The 15,161-nt window shown below is 39.6% G+C and carries 21 protein-coding genes; 10 read left to right on the top strand and 11 right to left on the bottom strand.

Annotated elements, in window-relative coordinates:
* Positions 1-21 precede the first annotated feature (21 nt).
* The 4 genes from HYV86_02565 (at position 22) to HYV86_02580 (ending at position 2,753) form a co-directional block, all read left to right on the top strand.
* Complete coding sequence (locus tag HYV86_02565; protein ID MBI2572717.1) at positions 22-891, top strand: hypothetical protein; 870 nt, start codon at positions 22-24, stop codon at positions 889-891.
* Positions 892-954: 63 nt separating this feature from the next.
* On the top strand, positions 955-1,707 hold the full coding sequence (locus HYV86_02570) for a lytic transglycosylase domain-containing protein (GenBank protein ID MBI2572718.1): 753 nt from the start codon (positions 955-957) through the stop codon (positions 1,705-1,707).
* Positions 1,708-1,784: 77 nt separating this feature from the next.
* Complete coding sequence (locus HYV86_02575; protein ID MBI2572719.1) at positions 1,785-2,354, top strand: hypothetical protein; 570 nt, start codon at positions 1,785-1,787, stop codon at positions 2,352-2,354.
* 24 nt (positions 2,355-2,378) lie between these two features.
* Positions 2,379-2,753, top strand: coding sequence for a hypothetical protein (locus HYV86_02580; protein MBI2572720.1), 375 nt, complete (start codon positions 2,379-2,381; stop codon positions 2,751-2,753).
* A gap of 46 nt (positions 2,754-2,799) precedes the next feature.
* Here the strand turns inward: HYV86_02580 and HYV86_02585 are convergent, their stop codons facing one another.
* A complete protein-coding gene (locus HYV86_02585) occupies positions 2,800-3,414 on the bottom strand; it encodes an HD domain-containing protein (GenBank protein ID MBI2572721.1) in 615 nt (204 codons plus the stop codon).
* A 137-nt stretch (positions 3,415-3,551) separates the two neighbouring features.
* Here HYV86_02585 and HYV86_02590 point away from each other — a divergent pair, with 137 nt between their 5' ends.
* The 3 genes from HYV86_02590 to ftsZ all read left to right on the top strand — a co-directional run bounded on the left by HYV86_02590 (position 3,552) and on the right by ftsZ (position 6,202).
* On the top strand, positions 3,552-3,914 hold the full coding sequence (locus tag HYV86_02590) for a hypothetical protein (GenBank protein ID MBI2572722.1): 363 nt from the start codon (positions 3,552-3,554) through the stop codon (positions 3,912-3,914).
* A gap of 49 nt (positions 3,915-3,963) precedes the next feature.
* Positions 3,964-4,935 carry a tRNA-dihydrouridine synthase family protein gene (locus HYV86_02595; GenBank protein MBI2572723.1) on the top strand — a complete coding sequence of 324 codons (972 nt, stop codon included), beginning with the start codon at positions 3,964-3,966 and terminating at the stop codon, positions 4,933-4,935.
* A gap of 175 nt (positions 4,936-5,110) precedes the next feature.
* A complete protein-coding gene (ftsZ, locus tag HYV86_02600) occupies positions 5,111-6,202 on the top strand; it encodes a cell division protein FtsZ (protein MBI2572724.1) in 1,092 nt (363 codons plus the stop codon).
* 185 nt (positions 6,203-6,387) lie between these two features.
* Here the strand turns inward: ftsZ and HYV86_02605 are convergent, their stop codons facing one another.
* Entirely contained in the window at positions 6,388-7,572 is a 1,185-nt protein-coding gene (locus HYV86_02605; GenBank protein MBI2572725.1) for an asparaginase, read from the bottom strand.
* 163 nt (positions 7,573-7,735) lie between these two features.
* On the opposite strand from HYV86_02605, the gene HYV86_02610 reads away from it, so the two are divergent.
* On the top strand, positions 7,736-8,482 hold the full coding sequence (locus tag HYV86_02610; GenBank protein ID MBI2572726.1) for a hypothetical protein: 747 nt from the start codon (positions 7,736-7,738) through the stop codon (positions 8,480-8,482).
* A gap of 9 nt (positions 8,483-8,491) precedes the next feature.
* Here HYV86_02610 and HYV86_02615 read toward each other — a convergent pair whose 3' ends face one another.
* The 6 genes from HYV86_02615 to HYV86_02640 all read right to left on the bottom strand — a co-directional run bounded on the left by HYV86_02615 (position 8,492) and on the right by HYV86_02640 (position 11,539).
* A complete protein-coding gene (locus HYV86_02615; protein MBI2572727.1) occupies positions 8,492-9,709 on the bottom strand; it encodes a hypothetical protein in 1,218 nt (405 codons plus the stop codon).
* A 143-nt stretch (positions 9,710-9,852) separates the two neighbouring features.
* The gene (locus tag HYV86_02620) at positions 9,853-10,074 is read right to left on the bottom strand and encodes a 30S ribosomal protein S27ae (GenBank protein MBI2572728.1); all 222 of its coding nucleotides are present in this window, start codon (positions 10,072-10,074) and stop codon (positions 9,853-9,855) included.
* 2 nt (positions 10,075-10,076) lie between these two features.
* Positions 10,077-10,391, bottom strand: coding sequence for a hypothetical protein (locus HYV86_02625; GenBank protein MBI2572729.1), 315 nt, complete (start codon positions 10,389-10,391; stop codon positions 10,077-10,079).
* Between the two features lie 8 nt (positions 10,392-10,399).
* Entirely contained in the window at positions 10,400-10,588 is a 189-nt protein-coding gene (locus tag HYV86_02630) for a DNA-directed RNA polymerase subunit E'' (GenBank protein ID MBI2572730.1), read from the bottom strand.
* Between the two features lie 9 nt (positions 10,589-10,597).
* Positions 10,598-11,173 carry a DNA-directed RNA polymerase gene (locus HYV86_02635; GenBank protein MBI2572731.1) on the bottom strand — a complete coding sequence of 192 codons (576 nt, stop codon included), beginning with the start codon at positions 11,171-11,173 and terminating at the stop codon, positions 10,598-10,600.
* A 96-nt stretch (positions 11,174-11,269) separates the two neighbouring features.
* Positions 11,270-11,539 (bottom strand): hypothetical protein, encoded by a 270-nt coding sequence (locus tag HYV86_02640; GenBank protein MBI2572732.1) that lies wholly within the window; start codon positions 11,537-11,539, stop codon positions 11,270-11,272.
* Between the two features lie 115 nt (positions 11,540-11,654).
* Here HYV86_02640 and HYV86_02645 point away from each other — a divergent pair, with 115 nt between their 5' ends.
* A complete protein-coding gene (locus HYV86_02645) occupies positions 11,655-12,245 on the top strand; it encodes a hypothetical protein (GenBank protein ID MBI2572733.1) in 591 nt (196 codons plus the stop codon).
* Positions 12,246-12,262: 17 nt separating this feature from the next.
* On the opposite strand, the gene HYV86_02650 is transcribed toward HYV86_02645, so the two are convergent.
* Positions 12,263-12,907, bottom strand: a complete 645-nt coding sequence (locus HYV86_02650; GenBank protein MBI2572734.1) for an endonuclease III — start codon at positions 12,905-12,907, stop codon at positions 12,263-12,265.
* 2 nt (positions 12,908-12,909) lie between these two features.
* Positions 12,910-14,019, bottom strand: coding sequence for a hypothetical protein (locus HYV86_02655; protein ID MBI2572735.1), 1,110 nt, complete (start codon positions 14,017-14,019; stop codon positions 12,910-12,912).
* 118 nt (positions 14,020-14,137) lie between these two features.
* Here HYV86_02655 and trxA point away from each other — a divergent pair, with 118 nt between their 5' ends.
* Positions 14,138-14,461: a thioredoxin gene (gene trxA, locus HYV86_02660; GenBank protein ID MBI2572736.1), complete on the top strand. Its 324-nt coding sequence runs from the start codon at positions 14,138-14,140 to the stop codon at positions 14,459-14,461.
* Here the strand turns inward: trxA and HYV86_02665 are convergent.
* Positions 14,458-15,150 (bottom strand): haloacid dehalogenase-like hydrolase, encoded by a 693-nt coding sequence (locus HYV86_02665; GenBank protein MBI2572737.1) that lies wholly within the window; start codon positions 15,148-15,150, stop codon positions 14,458-14,460. The two genes, trxA and HYV86_02665, sit on opposite strands and share 4 nt — an antisense overlap.
* Positions 15,151-15,161 lie beyond the last annotated feature (11 nt).

Genomic DNA, 15,161 nt, shown 5'->3' on the forward strand with positions numbered 1-15,161 from the left:
CCATTATACCAAGAACAATCGATGTCTGAGGTCTCGCCACAAAATCGTCTCAATGAGCTTACTGCCCAAGATTGGCTTAAGTTCACTAAAACATGGTTTATTCATAACCCGCCCCCTCGCAAAAAAGCAGAAATTCTTCATCCCGCAAAGTATCCCGAAAACATGATTGAGCAGTTTATCAATTATTTTACCAAGAGAGGCCAAGTCGTCTTTGATCCATTCTTAGGAACTGGCAGTACATTGATTGCTGCCTATAACGCCCAGCGCAACGGGATTGGTATCGAATTACAGCCAAAATATGCCCAGATTGCTAAAGATCGTATTGTTGAAAAAGAATCACAGCTTCAATTAGGAGAAAGTGGCGCAAGACAACACACTAAACAACTTGTCATTGAAGGTGATAGCACTAAAATTGATGAGCATTGGAAAAAATATTCATTGCCGCAAATTGATTTAGTCATTACCTCTCCACCCTACGGACCAATGTTAAATAAGAAAGGCATCGTTGCCAAAGAACGAGAAGAAGAAGGTTTAGACACCAAATATAGCGATGATAGCCGCGATTTAGGCAACGCTGGGTCCTACGAAGAATTCCTCAAACGCCTCGCCTCCATGTTTGCTGACCTCAAACCTAAAATCAAACCAGGCGGACATCTTGTAGTCATTTTGCAAAATTACATGGACAAAGGAAATTATACCCCATTAGCGTGGGACTTTGCCAAAGAAATGATGAAATATTATCAATTTCGTGGAGAAAGAATCTGGTGTCAAGATAATAAAACGCTTTATCCTTACGGCTACAAATATAGTTTTGTGCCTAATGTACATCACCATTATTGTTTAATTTTTAAAAATATAGAAAACACATCAACACCACGAGAAGAAGAGTAAGTCTTGTAAAGTCAACTCATTCTGTTCCAAACTTTTTTAATAAACTCCCCTCAAAAGCACATCATGGAAGTTACCCGTCGAGGATTTCTTGGACTTGTTTCAGTAATCGGAGCAGAACTAGCCATAGGGTCAGATGCTCAAGCTCAGGAATATTGGCGAAGTGTTATTGGACTTAATCAACAACCACTGCCGCAACAATATATGGGAGAGCCACGTGTTTCACGGGATGATGTGATCAAAGATATCCGAGCAGAATGTTATAATTATAAAACTAAACAATGGAAAGTTGTAAAGCAGATGTTGCCACGCGTAGCTCGTTATGGAAGTGACTTTCTCCAAGCCCGAGATACGTACCAAATTTCTGAATACTATCTCGCGGGATTTTGTGCCAAAGAAAGCGACGGCTATCCTTTTGCTGTCTCATCTGCTGGTGCACTTGGACTCATGCAAGTGATGCCAAAGACAGCACGGACAATGGGTTATTCTCCACGTGACATTATGCCACATGATTATGACTCGCCTGCACAACAACGAGCTGCAGCACGACGTAATGTTTTGTGTGGAGCAAAATATCTTGCTCATGTACGAGATGAAGTCATGAAAGAGTACCCTTATCTCTCTCGATCAGAGAAAGGCGATTTGATGATTGCAGCTTATTATACTGGCATGGGCGGAGTAAATGTGCGAATGGACCATCGCCGTAGTTTTGCTCAATTTCCTCAAGATTCTGGGACATATAAATATGTTATACGAGTAAACGCCCTTACCAAAATTGTTGAAGAAAACGCAAGAATGTTTGGGTTTAATGCACCATAATCAGAGATAAGAATGAGGTCACATAAGAACCAGACTACACCGTAAACAATAAATATTCCCAAAAGATCATTCTGTTCATGCAGCCTCCCGAATTCACAGTTCCTGCGTCAACAATTGACTATTTCAAAACGCAAGTCAAACAAAAAATTCAATCAGAAGGCTGGGCAAAACAAGGTCGCAATACTAGTATTAAAGAAGCAAATTTTGTGCGTTGTTGGACCACCGAAGAAGCGTTCAAACAAATACTCATTCAACAAAGCGTATGGTTTCGCTACCGAGGAAATTATTTTGGCGACGCCAATGGTGCAGGTGCTGATTTCTATGTAAAAATAGCCGGAAAAGAAGTAAGTCTTGGTCTACGCAGCATCAATAAAGACTCATTGGAAAAATACAAAACTGTCGCCTACCCTGATGATCGATTTCAACATGAACAAGATAAAATTGCTGACCATCACGTTGCGTGTTATGAAGAAAATGGACAAGTACTATTTCTTGGCATTATCACCAAACTAGATCTTCTTGCCAATCTTACAACGTCAAAACAACTCTACAGCCCACGTAACCAAGAATACTTTCGAGTGTTGCCATTATCCTCTTTTTCACAGGACACATTACGCCAATTTCTTCAGATCTTGGATAAGATTTAAATGCAGTCACCAGACATAGCCCGTATGATTGAGAAAATCGACCTAATGATCACTCGTAGAGATCTAAATTCTCTTGAGATAGATATAAGACAATATAGATTGAGTGAATTAGATGGGTCCGACCACAGGATAGTTATTGGTTCTGAAAACAGTAACATAGAAATGCCTCCTGAATTTGGACAATTTAGAGCAACCATATACACTGCGAATGAAGTGTTATATTATGTACAACATGAAACAGAATCTCGATCTTTTATGTTAGAAAACGGAACGTGGGAAAGGTTAACACCTAATCGCGATCAAGAATTAACTCGAGGATCACATCTTCGCCTTGGTCCAAGATTATCTGTCGCCAAAAAAAGATTGGATATTCAAGTTCTCGATATAAAATATTCCTAGATAAATACGAAGATCCTAAAATCAGATTAGACGCAGATGCTTTATTTTAATCTTTAGACACACCAGTCCACTTCTCAAACAACGCCACCAATTCTGGAGTTTTGATTTTTGTAGCTGCACTCTTATAGAATTCATCCAATCCAACATAACCCTGACACTTATAACGAGAAGCCGCAAGTGCCATTTGTAGATTATCCAGTTCTTTCACAAAATGTGCTTCGGCAGAAGAACGATGTGCATACTCGAGCCACAAATCAACACAATATTCACCATTTCGTACACCGCGAAATGCATCCTGAATCGCTTGAGATCCAATTTTGAACTTTTCTTGAACAGAGATTTGACCTGGCATATAATCCCCCGTTCTCCCCTCTTCAAGATCATGAATGATTGATAATTCGAAAACATGATATGCATCAAGATCTGGTCGACATAATTTTGCAAGAACATATCCCCAGACAGCCATTTCAATAGAATGCTGTGCAACATTCTCCACTCGGTTACTTTTAACTGCGGCCCCAACACGAACGCGATAAGAAGTATCTTCTTCTGTAGGGAGACGAGGACAGACAACACGCAACCAGCCAGTTCGCTCTCGTTGAGCTAAAAATCCATATTCTCGATTAATCGCAGCATCTAATGATAGAAGGACCGTAGCCATAAAATACATTCCACAAGAACGTATTTTTAAATTTGTAGGAATTATTTTTAATATTCAGCAAAGAAGAAAAAGAAGTTCTAACTCCCATTCTCTTCACAAGATAAATCTTTAAAAAGAGCTTACAAAAAATAAGTCATATGCCTCAATATCAATCAGAACATTTTCTCTATGAACGTGCTGGTTCTGGAATAGGATATCCCACAATTACTCCTCAACAAGGATATCAAGCAATAATTGGATTAGTACATATTTATCGTGACAGTGATGTACTTCATAGAATTGGAACGCATGGAGGGATATTTGCAGATCCATGGGCAGATTCGACCATCGCAGAGTTGTCGGATGTATATCTTGACGGTTTGTGTTCAAGAATAGTAAGCACTTGGGAAGTTGCACGTCAAAAACCAGACCAAGTACGAGCTGAATTAAAAGAACTACAAAGTTTTGAAAAACGACTTGCAAAAGAATTCAGAGATTATCGAATACCCGTAGACCAATAATTCATTTCTCGTCGTAATCTTTTTAATACATAGTTGAAAGGAGGGTGTAATGTCACATCTTGTAGCAAAGCCCCTTCCTCATTTCACCTCTAAAGCGTTCTTTGCGCCCATGGCAGGTGTTTCTGATCCAGCCTTACGGCTCGTCTGTAAAGAACTTGGAGCAGGACTCGTTGTAACTGAACTTACTAGCATTCATGCAGTCACTGCAAGACAACAACGAGGACAAGATATTCGTGAGTTCATTGAATTTTCTGATGCTGAACGTCCGCATTCCTGTCAACTCTTCGGCTCAGATATAAAAGAACTCGAAAACGCCGTCAAGTTGGTTGCCCCTCACTTTGATATCATTGATTACAACATGGGGTGTCCAGCCCCGCACATCACTTGCCAAGTAGCCGGTGCTGCGTTGCTTCAACAACCAGATCTGACCAGAAAAATCTTTCGCGCCATGGTCAACGCCAGCAACAAACCAGTCTCACTTAAAATTCGCGCGGGAGTAAATGCACCAGACCGGTTTATTGAAATTGCCAAAATCGCCCAAGAAGAAGGCATTGCTATGATCACACTCCACGCAAGAACGCTTAAAGAAGGCTATTCAGGTAAGGCTGACTGGAATCGTATCAAAGAACTAAAACTTGCAGTCTCTATTCCCGTCGTAGGTAACGGCGATATCCAAACACCCGAAGATGCCAAGCGTATGATGGATGAGACTGGCTGTGATTATGTTATGGTCGGAAGAGCCGCTTGTAAGAACCCTTTTCTCTTTACGCAAATTAATCAATATCTTGCCACAGGAAAATATGATGAAATCTCCGATAAAGAACGCTTAAACTACTTCTTTAAATATGTAAAATACACCAAACAATATCCTACAATTAAGTTCGTCAACGTACGCTTGCAAGCCATGACATTTACCCGTGGCGTCATTGGTGGCAAAGATATTCGCGCGCGTATTGGTAAAGCTAAAGATTTAGAAGAATTGATGAAAATTCTCCAAGAGTTATATCAAAAATTAAGTTAAAGAAAATGGGTAGTCCTAGAGTGCAATAAAATTTATAAAGCACCTTTCGCATTGAGAATCATAAAAAGGGTGGGAAGTACGCTTTATCTTGATACCATTCCAAAAGGTGATACCTGTGGATACCTATATTCGTGACACAACCATACAAAATCAATCTGTAAATCGAGCACAACCGATGTCAGCGCTTACAACCAAAGAGATCAATCATAAAAAAGCTGATCTCGACATCGACGCAGAGCTCGAAAAGATGATTGCGAGCCACAAAACGCGTATTAAAGTAATTGGCTGTGGCGGTGCAGGTAATAACACCATTAACCGCATGACGGAAGTAGGCATCAAAGGTATCGAAACAGTAGCGATCAATACTGACGCCCAAGATCTTCTTTATACTACTTGTGACAAAAAACTACTTATCGGAAAACAACTCACCAACGGTCTTGGCGCAGGATCTAATCCCAAGATGGGTGAAGAATCTGCCAAAGAAAACGAAGCCGATCTCAAAAAACTGCTTGATGGCTGTGATATGATCTTTATCACCTGCGGCTTAGGCGGCGGAACTGGCACGGGTAGCGCCCCATTTGTTGCTGCGCTTGCGCGTAAAATGGGTATCCTAAGTGTAGCTATTGTAACTATCCCTTTCACCATGGAAGGATCTCACCGTTTTGAAAACGCCATGATTGGGCTTGAGAAACTCGAACAAAGTGTCAATACTCTCATTGTTATTCCTAACGAAAAATTGCTTGAAATTGCGCCACATCTTCCACTTCAAACTGCATTTAAAGTTGCAGATGAAATTCTCACCAATTCCGTCAAAGGCATTGCTGAACTTGTCACCAAAACAGGACTTGTTAACCTTGACTTTGCTGATGTAAAAGCCATCATGAGTGAAGGCGGTGTTGCCATGATTGGCGTTGGGGAATCCGACGGCGAACATCGTGCATTAGAATCCGTTGTCAAAGCTCTACAAAATCCATTGATTGATGTTGATGTAAGTAATGCTACTGGCGCATTGATTAACATTTCTGGAGGGGAGAACCTTACCCTTGATGAATCACGCCAAATTGTAGAGAAAGTTGCCCAGAGTCTTGATAGTCATGCTAAGATTATTTGGGGAGCTCAAATTTACAAAGATCTTGAACGAACTATTCGTACCATGATTATCATTACCGGCGTTAAATCTGAACAAATCTTTGGTACAGGAAATAAGTTTGCCAACAAGAAGAAAGACGCTATGGAAAATGAACTAGGCATTGAGTTTATGCGGTAAGTGATTTATTTTCTTACTTTAACTTTTCTTTCTGTGGTTTTATGAAAGTTCATGTGGTTTTGATGGAAACTAATTATCTAGAAAAAAGAACAATTGATTATCTAGAGAAAAGAATAATTTACTAGCTGACCAGCCCAATCTTTGTTTTACGTAACTTTTCATCTAGATTTACAACTAATTGGTATCTACCTCTGATGATGCCCATACGTCTGGGGAAGGGTAATTTCACCAGCAACACAAGTGCCAACCATATGATGTTTTATCTCATCAAGATTATTGGTTCTATTTTTTACCCACATTAACTTTGAAACTGTTGCCTCGCCAGACATATCCATTGTTGGAACTGCTCCTGCTTGTTGCGCTCCTACGCCAGGCCCATAATGACTTGTTTCTGAAATACCAGAACCAGCACATTGAGAAGAGACATACACAGGAACTCCCGCTTCACGAACAAGATATTCTACAACGGGGTTATGCCATCGTGGAAGATTGCCAGGACCAAACGAACTTAATACAATTGCTTCGCATCCTTGAGATGCAGCTGCAGCAATTTGCGCTGGACGTGTAAATGGAGTTATCCCTATGTGAATAACGCCACTCCCAAATCCAGGTTCATATTTTAGATCAGAAGGAGTATACGTTCCACGTAAAAGTGCTCGTGGATCTGGTTTTATTCCATTTGCCCCTAAATAACCTATACGACCAAAATTACTCGAATCAAAACCAGGTAGTTCTTCATCAAGCACTTTTGAAACACGTGTTCCACAAAAGACATTTCCATTAAAGTAGAGTAATGAACCTGCAAGACGATCCGATGCTAGTTTAAGAGCACCTGTTAAATTCCCAATTACATCTGTCCCATCACGTTGAAGTATCATTTGTGCACCTGTAGAAACAACAGGAATAGAAAGGCGTTGCAGTGCAAAAGCCATCGCGGCAGAAGTATACGCCATTGTATCTGTTCCGTGAAGAATGGTAACACCATCAATATCCTCATAATGATCCGCGATAAGTCTAGCCATATTACTCCACACACGCACATTAATCTCAGTACTGTCTATATGGGAAATTTTGTAACCAAGAATATTATAACGAGACTTGCAACCAGTAACCATATTTGCAACATCAAGAAGTCTATCTAAACTCAAAGAGGGCTTTAATATTTCTTCGTGAGTTTTTTCATCTTCGTGAGGTTCCATTCCTAACGTGCCGCCAGTATACAAAACTAAAAGACGTTTTTTTCCTTTTTCACCCCACCACTCCACAACTCTTTCAGGATCAGGTATTTCTTCATCAATAAATCGACTGTAAAGAAGTTCGCCGTCAGCAACAGCTGCGTTTAATTTTTCTGGATCAATCTTTGTTACCATATTAGTTTAGTTAATGATAGAGCTTACGCTAGTGCTACACTTTCTACTCTCAAACGTATTACTCTACCACCCTCAGCTATTTCGTGCCATTATCCACCATATAAAGCTTATTCGTAGCGTTCACCACGAAAGTTTAATAAGTCTCAAACCAGAAAGCGATTACATGTATGAAAAATTCTTTCAAGAAGTAGGACTAAGTCCCAATGAGGCTAAAATCTATGAAGCACTTGTGGACTTAGGAGAAGCATCTGTAAATACTATCTCAATTAAAACAAATGTAAATCGCAGCAATGTCTATGATGCTATGGAACGACTTGTCGAGAAAGGTCTTTGCGCAGGAGTTACCATAGAAGGGCAAAAGCATTTCAAAGCAGCTCACCCTCGGCGAATTCTAGAATTACTCAAAGAAAAACAAGAGCTTGTTGAAAAAATACTCCCAGACCTCACTAAACGCTTTGAAACACAAAACAAAGAGGAAGAGGTTTATTTTTATCGTGGCATGGAAGGCTACAAGAATTATATGTTTGACATTCTCAAAGAAAAGAAAACGTATTATTGTATTGGCGGAAAAGGTATGTGGTTTGATCCACGCCTAGAATTTTTTCGTATCAAGTTTGATCGAGAACGTCAGAAATCAAAAATAAAATTCCGTCATATCTTTGATGAAGAAGTAAAGAAAAAAGCACCCTCCCCCCTAGATTTTGAAAAAAATGAGTATCATTTTTTACCAAAGAAATATTGCAGCAAACTTACCGTAGAGTTCTTTGGTGACTATACAGTCATTTACACTGGTCAAGAATACGGTAAGTTAAAAGAAAAACCAACATTATTTGTATTAAAGAGTAAAGAGATTGCAGACGGTTTCAAGAAAATCTTTGAATTTATGTGGGATAATACCAAACAAGGATGATTCCAACCATTAAACGATAGGGCTTACGATCTCAGTAATTCCCACTTGACCATTTTTCTCTTGATAAAAAACAGCATTTGCCTCAGATTGTGTCCCATAGATATAATGAGCGCTGCGTGAACCGCATAACACAGCAGAACGCCACTGTTCATCACGTAAGTAAATTACCGTGCTCGCGCCCGCCAGTTCATGACGACGATCTAAATTAGCTGAAATCAACGCGCAGATTGGCGCACCAGATTGAGCTGATGCAAGCACCCGTTCAAATGTTCTGCTTCCATTTCCATCAGGAGTAGGCATTTGCACTTGAAACGAATATCCCCGTTGACCATACAAATCAATCTCCATCACGAAAGGATGCTCTCCCCCTTCCTCATATGCAGCAAGTTGTTGACGAGCTTCTAACGAGAGGCTGCCTTCAAAGCGGCAAACAATGTCGCGTTCATAAGTTGATTCATCAATACCATATCCTCGTAGAATCTCACGATAATTCTGCGCAACGAATTGATGTACACCAAAACGATCTACTTGTTGGTGAAGTTTGTGAATCCAACGACGAGCATCCGTTTTTGACCATTGACCAAAAAGATATTGTTCATTTACCAGAACAGAGATTTTAACATCTTGATGACCTTTGGCTCGCAAATAATGCAACAATACTACACCATCTTCAATGGTAAAAAGATCTGCATTTGTGGCATACATCCCCCTGTTGTCAATATGTCCACAATCAATGATCACAGAGCCGTTACGGCGAGGGATTCCATCTGCAAGAGTCCGAAGGCGTGGATGAAGCATGAGATCAATAAACTGCGAACTGGAAGGATATTGTGGGTTTGCAAAAACATCTTGCGCTCTTTTGATAATTCGATTATATTGTATTGCTGGATCGCACGATTGTCTCTGCTCTTGATCAACAATTCGTTCAAGTCCGCGACTTACACCCCAATATTGATTATTCCAGGCTTCAAGCGGCACAGCACCACGAAACTCAAGTGTTTCTAAGACTTCTCGTTCCATTATGCTTGCAGCCATGATAAAAGAAGGAATGGATCGTTGTGTGAAGTGAGAGATCACCTCATGTAAACCAGATCCCTGAACAGGAAGTGAAACCAGCAAAGCGTCTGTGCCATGCCCTACAAGAGAACCAATCTGTTTTATTGGAAAACCTTCCGGTACAAATGCAATTGAGATATCATTCTCCACAACACTGCTACGAAGATTCATTTGCAAACCTCATATTCCAACAAGAACATTATTCGAAGAGGAGTGAGAAAGAGATTACAAAACGAAGTGAGCAAAGTTGAGATCATGAAACAAACAACAACTCTCACCACCTAAACAAACCCTTAAAAAAACAAAAACAATACTTATTTCCGTTTCATCTCTGTGTAACCAGTCTTGCCGCACACTAAACGGTCTTTGTGACTTGCAAGAAAGTCTCCAGGAGATTTAGGAGAAAATGGATTAGTACGTTTAATTTTATCGCCTTCGATAACATACAATTTATGTAAACTACGACTTTTTTTCTTCGCTGGTCCTTTTGCTGCAGCTTTAGCTGGAGCTTTTCCACCTTTATTAGGAGCTGCCATGTTTATTCACCTTTTGCTTCTGCGGATTTTTTCTTAAGTTCTTCTTCTTTTTTACGCAGATGTGTTGTCATCATTTCATACTTTTTCTTCGTTTCAGCATTAGCATAAACGACAGCTTGAAAATGAGCTTTTTGAAAACTAAAATCATTATGAATTGTTTTGATAACAAGTAATGATTGATCAACGTGAAGTTGTTTAACAAGAGCAGCAGCAATATCTTTATTGCTAGGAGTTGCACCTGAAAATGTAACACTACCAGTTATATCAGTTCTTTTAATTAATGGATTTTCTGTTTTATGTTCGACTGTAATTTGCATAGTTCCACCTATTGTACTTTTATTGCGTATTCTCCGCTTTGAGTATGATTCACTTTCTTAGCAATCTCAGATTGAGCTGCATCAGTAATATAAAGACGACCTTTCCAAGTATCGATAAAGCTCGTTGTTTTACAATTAGGACATTCAGTGCCCTCAACAAATACTTTGCAACTGCGACATACTTTTCGTTTTGCCATGATATTCTCCTATTCTTTCTCCTTTTTCTTTGGTGCAGCTTCTTTTGCAACAACTGGAGTTTCATCCAGCCATTCAACACGACCAAGTCCTTCTTGACGCATCGTAAGACCAATTTTAGGATTATGAAGATCTTTGTAGCTTACAGCTATGATACGAGCTCGGCAACGATCACCAACTTTGATAGATCGACCACTTTTCTTCCCTTGCAAGACTTTTTCTTTGCTAAAAGAAACGAAATCATCCATGCTTTGAGAAATATGTACCATTCCTTCAACGCCACCAATGTCCATGAACGCGCCAAAGTCAGTAATGTCGCGAATTTTTCCATAAACTAGCTCGTTTACTTCAGGTTTGAATGTAAGAAGTTCAAATTCACTCTCATAATATCCTGCCCCATCACCAGGAACAATAACACCTTCTTTAATAGTACCCACATCAACAACAGCAACAGCAAATCCAAAATCTTTTGAGATATAATTCTCATAACTAGACCGGATATTGTCTAACACTGCCTTCTTTTTAGAGAGGTTAAACATATGTGGTGGAACGCGAATGTGATCTCGAACTTTGACTTTGTAGAACATGGGAAGAGTATCCTCCGTGGATTTAAGACTAGATTTTGAGTAGGTGTTTATAAAGGTTTCCCTTTACTTGGCTTTGTTGAAAATATAATCTCATTCTTACTTAGATTGATCGTACGTTGCATACGCAACAGCTCTTCCCACCATAGTCAACGGATTGATCAGAATTCTGGGATCACATCTTTGAGTAGCTTTATCACAATAATGCTGCTGCCAGTTAGAATAGAGAGCATCTTCACTTTCTCTACGATTCATTCCCGCTTCAAGATTTTCAGATGCGGGCCTATAACCATGAGTATAATTCACTCCTGCTCCACCCACTAAAATAGTGATAAGCGCACTTCTTCGAAAAATATTAGTTGAACTCATAAAATTAAAACAGCCAAATTAGTTATAAAATTATCTGACAGAAAAAACAAATGAGTCCATTTCCCAAACAACAACCTTTATATCCTTCCCATTCTTAATTCCCATCGGTGCATAGATGGACTTACGAGAAATACGACAACAAGTAGCGACCCTCCCTCAGATATCTAAAGTAGTTGACAATTTTAGTCAAAACTGGGTACGCCCCATTCGTTCTAATACGAACCCCAATATGCCATTCTTGCAGAATCTTCCTCAAGAAACAAAGCGTGAATTAAATTCTCATCTTACCCTTGCCCATCAAAAAGTCGCGCAATTACGCAACTCAACGCAAATTCATGAGAAACTTCACCATTACTCACGCAGTATGGTTGACCTTACCCTAAGCCATATGCGAGAAGATAAAACAAAAACTAAAATTATTACCAATCAAATGCTTAACGATGACTTATTTGGGCTGCCTAAAGCCATTGAAGAAGTAAAAAACTTTGAACAAAACGTCCAAGTGCTCTCTGATTTATACCATAACGTCAACGAATTATTACATGACCACCTCTCATTAGAACAAGCCGTTGCGTTCATGGAAATGCCTCATTATCGTTATTTACAAACACTGCAAAAGACCGCACAACAACAGAGATTCATCGTGAGAGATATTGGACATCATTTTGTCAGCGTAACAAAGAAAGATAATAAACGAGCAGTGTAAATTTCTAATTCTAAGATTTAATTTTTCGCTTCCTTTTTCCCAAATTTACAATACTTCACCACCAAACACTTCCCACACAGCGGATTGATCGGTCGGCAAATCGTCTGTCCATGTCCCACCAACAAGCGATTGACATTAATCCATTCTTGACGTGGCACCAGCTTCATCAATACTTGTTCTGTTTCGCTCTCCTTCGTCGTCCGAACCCATCCCAACCTATTTGAAATCCGATGAACATGCACATCAACCGCAATCGCCGGCTTTTTGAAATGATATGCCAAAATACAATTCGCCGTCTTACGACCAACCCCAGGAAGCGTTATCAATTCTTCCAAAGTATCAGGAACATTGCCACTAAACGTCGAGATTAACATCACACTCAATGCTTTCACATTTTTAGCTTTAGCATGATAAAAACCAATGCGACGAATCATCGCCTCCAACTTTTCAACCGGCATGGCAACATAATCAGAAGGTTCAGGATAACGAATAAACATTTCTTTAACGATAGGAATCACCGTAGAATCTTTAGACCGAGCAGACAGCAAAGTCATAACGAGCAGTTGAAACGCAGAATAATGACCTAACTCTTCAAGCATAGTTAATGGATGCGTTTTTTCTAAAAGAGAAAAAACTTTTTGGATCTCAGCAATCGAAACCATCTCTATACTACCAAAAAGATGATCCCCGCAACCAACGCAATTCCCGCCACCACTGCATTCAAGAAACGATGATGATGTTTAATCCAGCGATCAAGATCATCACGACGTTCTTTAGCTCGCACTACCGAATGTATCTCTAAGATTTTCTTGATAAAGAAGAGTGCAACCAGCGTAACAATAAATAACCAGACTACCAGAAATGAATACAAAACCGCTTGACCAAGTAAAACACTTTTCATATCTCGCACTGTTGATAAAAATTGCATGGTATCTACTTCAACACTACGTGGACCAAGAGAAATGTAACCACCAACTAAACCAATTAAACTTAATCCAATGGCACTAATAGCAAATCGAGCATAGGGAACAGCTTTCTCTTGCTTTGCACCCAATAATGGTTTAGGATACAACGCAACATGAGTTAAAACAGCTAACGCAGCAATAACCAAAAAAATACCTACTGCTTTAGTGAAAAAATAAAGTGTTGAGGGAATGATTTCACTGCCAACAATTCCCAAGACAAATAAAATATTTATAACCATGACACCAAGTATAAACAATACACCCGCAAGAATCATTTTTTCTTTAGAACGAATTGCCGTAATTAAAACAATAAAAAGGGCAAGCAATGCTACAATACCAATAGTAAATCCGTCTTTTAACCCAACAGCAACAAGGTCAGTATATCCTACTGTCTCAAGCACCCCAACGGGTGAAACACTTCCCGCAAAACCAAGATACGAAGACATATTAAATGAACTGCAATTACCATTAACATACCGAACAGCCTCATTTTCTACTAATGCTAAAGTGGATTGATTACCCACAAAATACATGTTGCCAATAAAAAGTGCAGGAACACCTTGTTTTTCGAGAGGAACTTCATATTGCGCAAAATATCCCTCAAGTAATGCTTTGTTAGCATCATCGCGATATACTTCATACGTTGGCACAACGAACGTGGGATACTTAAAACCCAAATAAGCCGTAAAACGATCCATCTCTCCACAATCATGACACCCTTGACCAGTAAAATACGCAAGACAATCTGATTGAGCAAATAACGAAGGTAAGAGTACAAGCAGAGCTATAATTAGAAATAATTTTTTCATCCTCTTTTCAGGCAGAGAATAGGGAATAATGTATATAAAACTTCCTCACCTCCAGAACTCACCACCAAAAGACAAATAAACCACCCCCACCCCAAAATAAAAAGAGGAGGGAACTAACATGGTATTAGAATTAACTGATGCAACATTTGAAAAAGAAATTAATGGTAACATCCCTATTATTGTTGACTTTTGGGCTTCTTGGTGCGGACCGTGTAAAATGCTCGCCCCTATCTTTGAACAAGTGAGTAAAGAGTTTGAAGGCAAACTTAAATTCGCTAAAATATCTACCGAAGAGTATCAAGATATTGCCAGCGAACAAAGTATTACCGGCATTCCCTGTTTAATCATCTTTAACAGGGGCGAAGAAGTTGACCGTATTGTTGGCTTTCGACCTAAAGAGAAATTAAAGAATGATATACAGGAAATCCTGAATCAAATTTAGAACATTTGTCTATTCTTTCTTATTTTTGTTTTTCCTGTAGTTCGTAAATGGTCAATTAACCCATAGAATGAGTCAAAACTTTCTGTTACATGTTCCCGATAATCTTCACTAACACCAATACCAAACGCATGACCTACCCGTTTCCATAAAGAGATATCTGATCGCCCATCACCAATATGGGCAGCTCTCGTCCAAGCAACATCCCCAAGATGACGCTGTGCTGGAGTCACTTTATCTGTTTCATGGACTTTGATAACAACTTCACCAGTGAACTTTCCTTCTCCATCAACTTTAAGCTCAATTCCTTCATGAAAATCAAGCCCAACAACCCCTGCAACATAGGCTGCAACGAATTCTAACCCAGCACTAATAATGCCTTGTTTTGCGTGAGGATTTTGGACACGAACATAATGTGTGAATTCACGTAATCCTGGGCGTAACTGAGTTGCAGCAATAACAGCAGCCTGTATTGAATATGCGTCTCGACCTCGATAGTGAGATGCTAATTCGCCAACCCACGCCTCATATTGCTCAGGGTATGGATGATAGCGTTGCAATAAGTGCATTCCGACATCTCCTAAGCCAGCCACATGATTCATCATATCCCAACTGGTAGGAATTTGAGCTGTATAAGGCAAAATAGCTGTCTTATCCATATCAATAAACCAACGATCAGCGCGCAGTGCCATTTACTCATTCC

The sequence above is a fragment of the Candidatus Woesearchaeota archaeon genome, assembly GCA_016188115.1.
Classification (GTDB): Archaea; Nanobdellota; Nanobdellia; order Woesearchaeales; family GW2011-AR9; genus JACPIK01.

Bases quoted from the DNA above. Each gene is read 5' to 3' on its own strand.
- HYV86_02565 (MBI2572717.1), top strand. From the start codon at position 22: ATGTCTGAGGTCTCGCCACAAAATCGTCTCAATGAGCTTACTGCCCAA.
- HYV86_02570 (MBI2572718.1), top strand. From the start codon at position 955: ATGGAAGTTACCCGTCGAGGATTTCTTGGACTTGTTTCAGTAATCGGA.
- HYV86_02575 (MBI2572719.1), top strand. From the start codon at position 1,785: ATGCAGCCTCCCGAATTCACAGTTCCTGCGTCAACAATTGACTATTTC.
- HYV86_02580 (MBI2572720.1), top strand. From the start codon at position 2,379: ATGATTGAGAAAATCGACCTAATGATCACTCGTAGAGATCTAAATTCT.
- HYV86_02585 (MBI2572721.1), bottom strand. From the start codon at position 3,414: ATGGCTACGGTCCTTCTATCATTAGATGCTGCGATTAATCGAGAATAT.
- HYV86_02590 (MBI2572722.1), top strand. From the start codon at position 3,552: ATGCCTCAATATCAATCAGAACATTTTCTCTATGAACGTGCTGGTTCT.
- HYV86_02595 (MBI2572723.1), top strand. From the start codon at position 3,964: ATGTCACATCTTGTAGCAAAGCCCCTTCCTCATTTCACCTCTAAAGCG.
- ftsZ (MBI2572724.1), top strand. From the start codon at position 5,111: ATGTCAGCGCTTACAACCAAAGAGATCAATCATAAAAAAGCTGATCTC.
- HYV86_02605 (MBI2572725.1), bottom strand. From the start codon at position 7,572: ATGGTAACAAAGATTGATCCAGAAAAATTAAACGCAGCTGTTGCTGAC.
- HYV86_02610 (MBI2572726.1), top strand. From the start codon at position 7,736: ATGTATGAAAAATTCTTTCAAGAAGTAGGACTAAGTCCCAATGAGGCT.
- HYV86_02615 (MBI2572727.1), bottom strand. From the start codon at position 9,709: ATGAATCTTCGTAGCAGTGTTGTGGAGAATGATATCTCAATTGCATTT.
- HYV86_02620 (MBI2572728.1), bottom strand. From the start codon at position 10,074: ATGGCAGCTCCTAATAAAGGTGGAAAAGCTCCAGCTAAAGCTGCAGCA.
- HYV86_02625 (MBI2572729.1), bottom strand. From the start codon at position 10,391: ATGCAAATTACAGTCGAACATAAAACAGAAAATCCATTAATTAAAAGA.
- HYV86_02630 (MBI2572730.1), bottom strand. From the start codon at position 10,588: ATGGCAAAACGAAAAGTATGTCGCAGTTGCAAAGTATTTGTTGAGGGC.
- HYV86_02635 (MBI2572731.1), bottom strand. From the start codon at position 11,173: ATGTTCTACAAAGTCAAAGTTCGAGATCACATTCGCGTTCCACCACAT.
- HYV86_02640 (MBI2572732.1), bottom strand. From the start codon at position 11,539: ATGAGTTCAACTAATATTTTTCGAAGAAGTGCGCTTATCACTATTTTA.
- HYV86_02645 (MBI2572733.1), top strand. From the start codon at position 11,655: ATGGACTTACGAGAAATACGACAACAAGTAGCGACCCTCCCTCAGATA.
- HYV86_02650 (MBI2572734.1), bottom strand. From the start codon at position 12,907: ATGGTTTCGATTGCTGAGATCCAAAAAGTTTTTTCTCTTTTAGAAAAA.
- HYV86_02655 (MBI2572735.1), bottom strand. From the start codon at position 14,019: ATGAAAAAATTATTTCTAATTATAGCTCTGCTTGTACTCTTACCTTCG.
- trxA (MBI2572736.1), top strand. From the start codon at position 14,138: ATGGTATTAGAATTAACTGATGCAACATTTGAAAAAGAAATTAATGGT.
- HYV86_02665 (MBI2572737.1), bottom strand. From the start codon at position 15,150: ATGGCACTGCGCGCTGATCGTTGGTTTATTGATATGGATAAGACAGCT.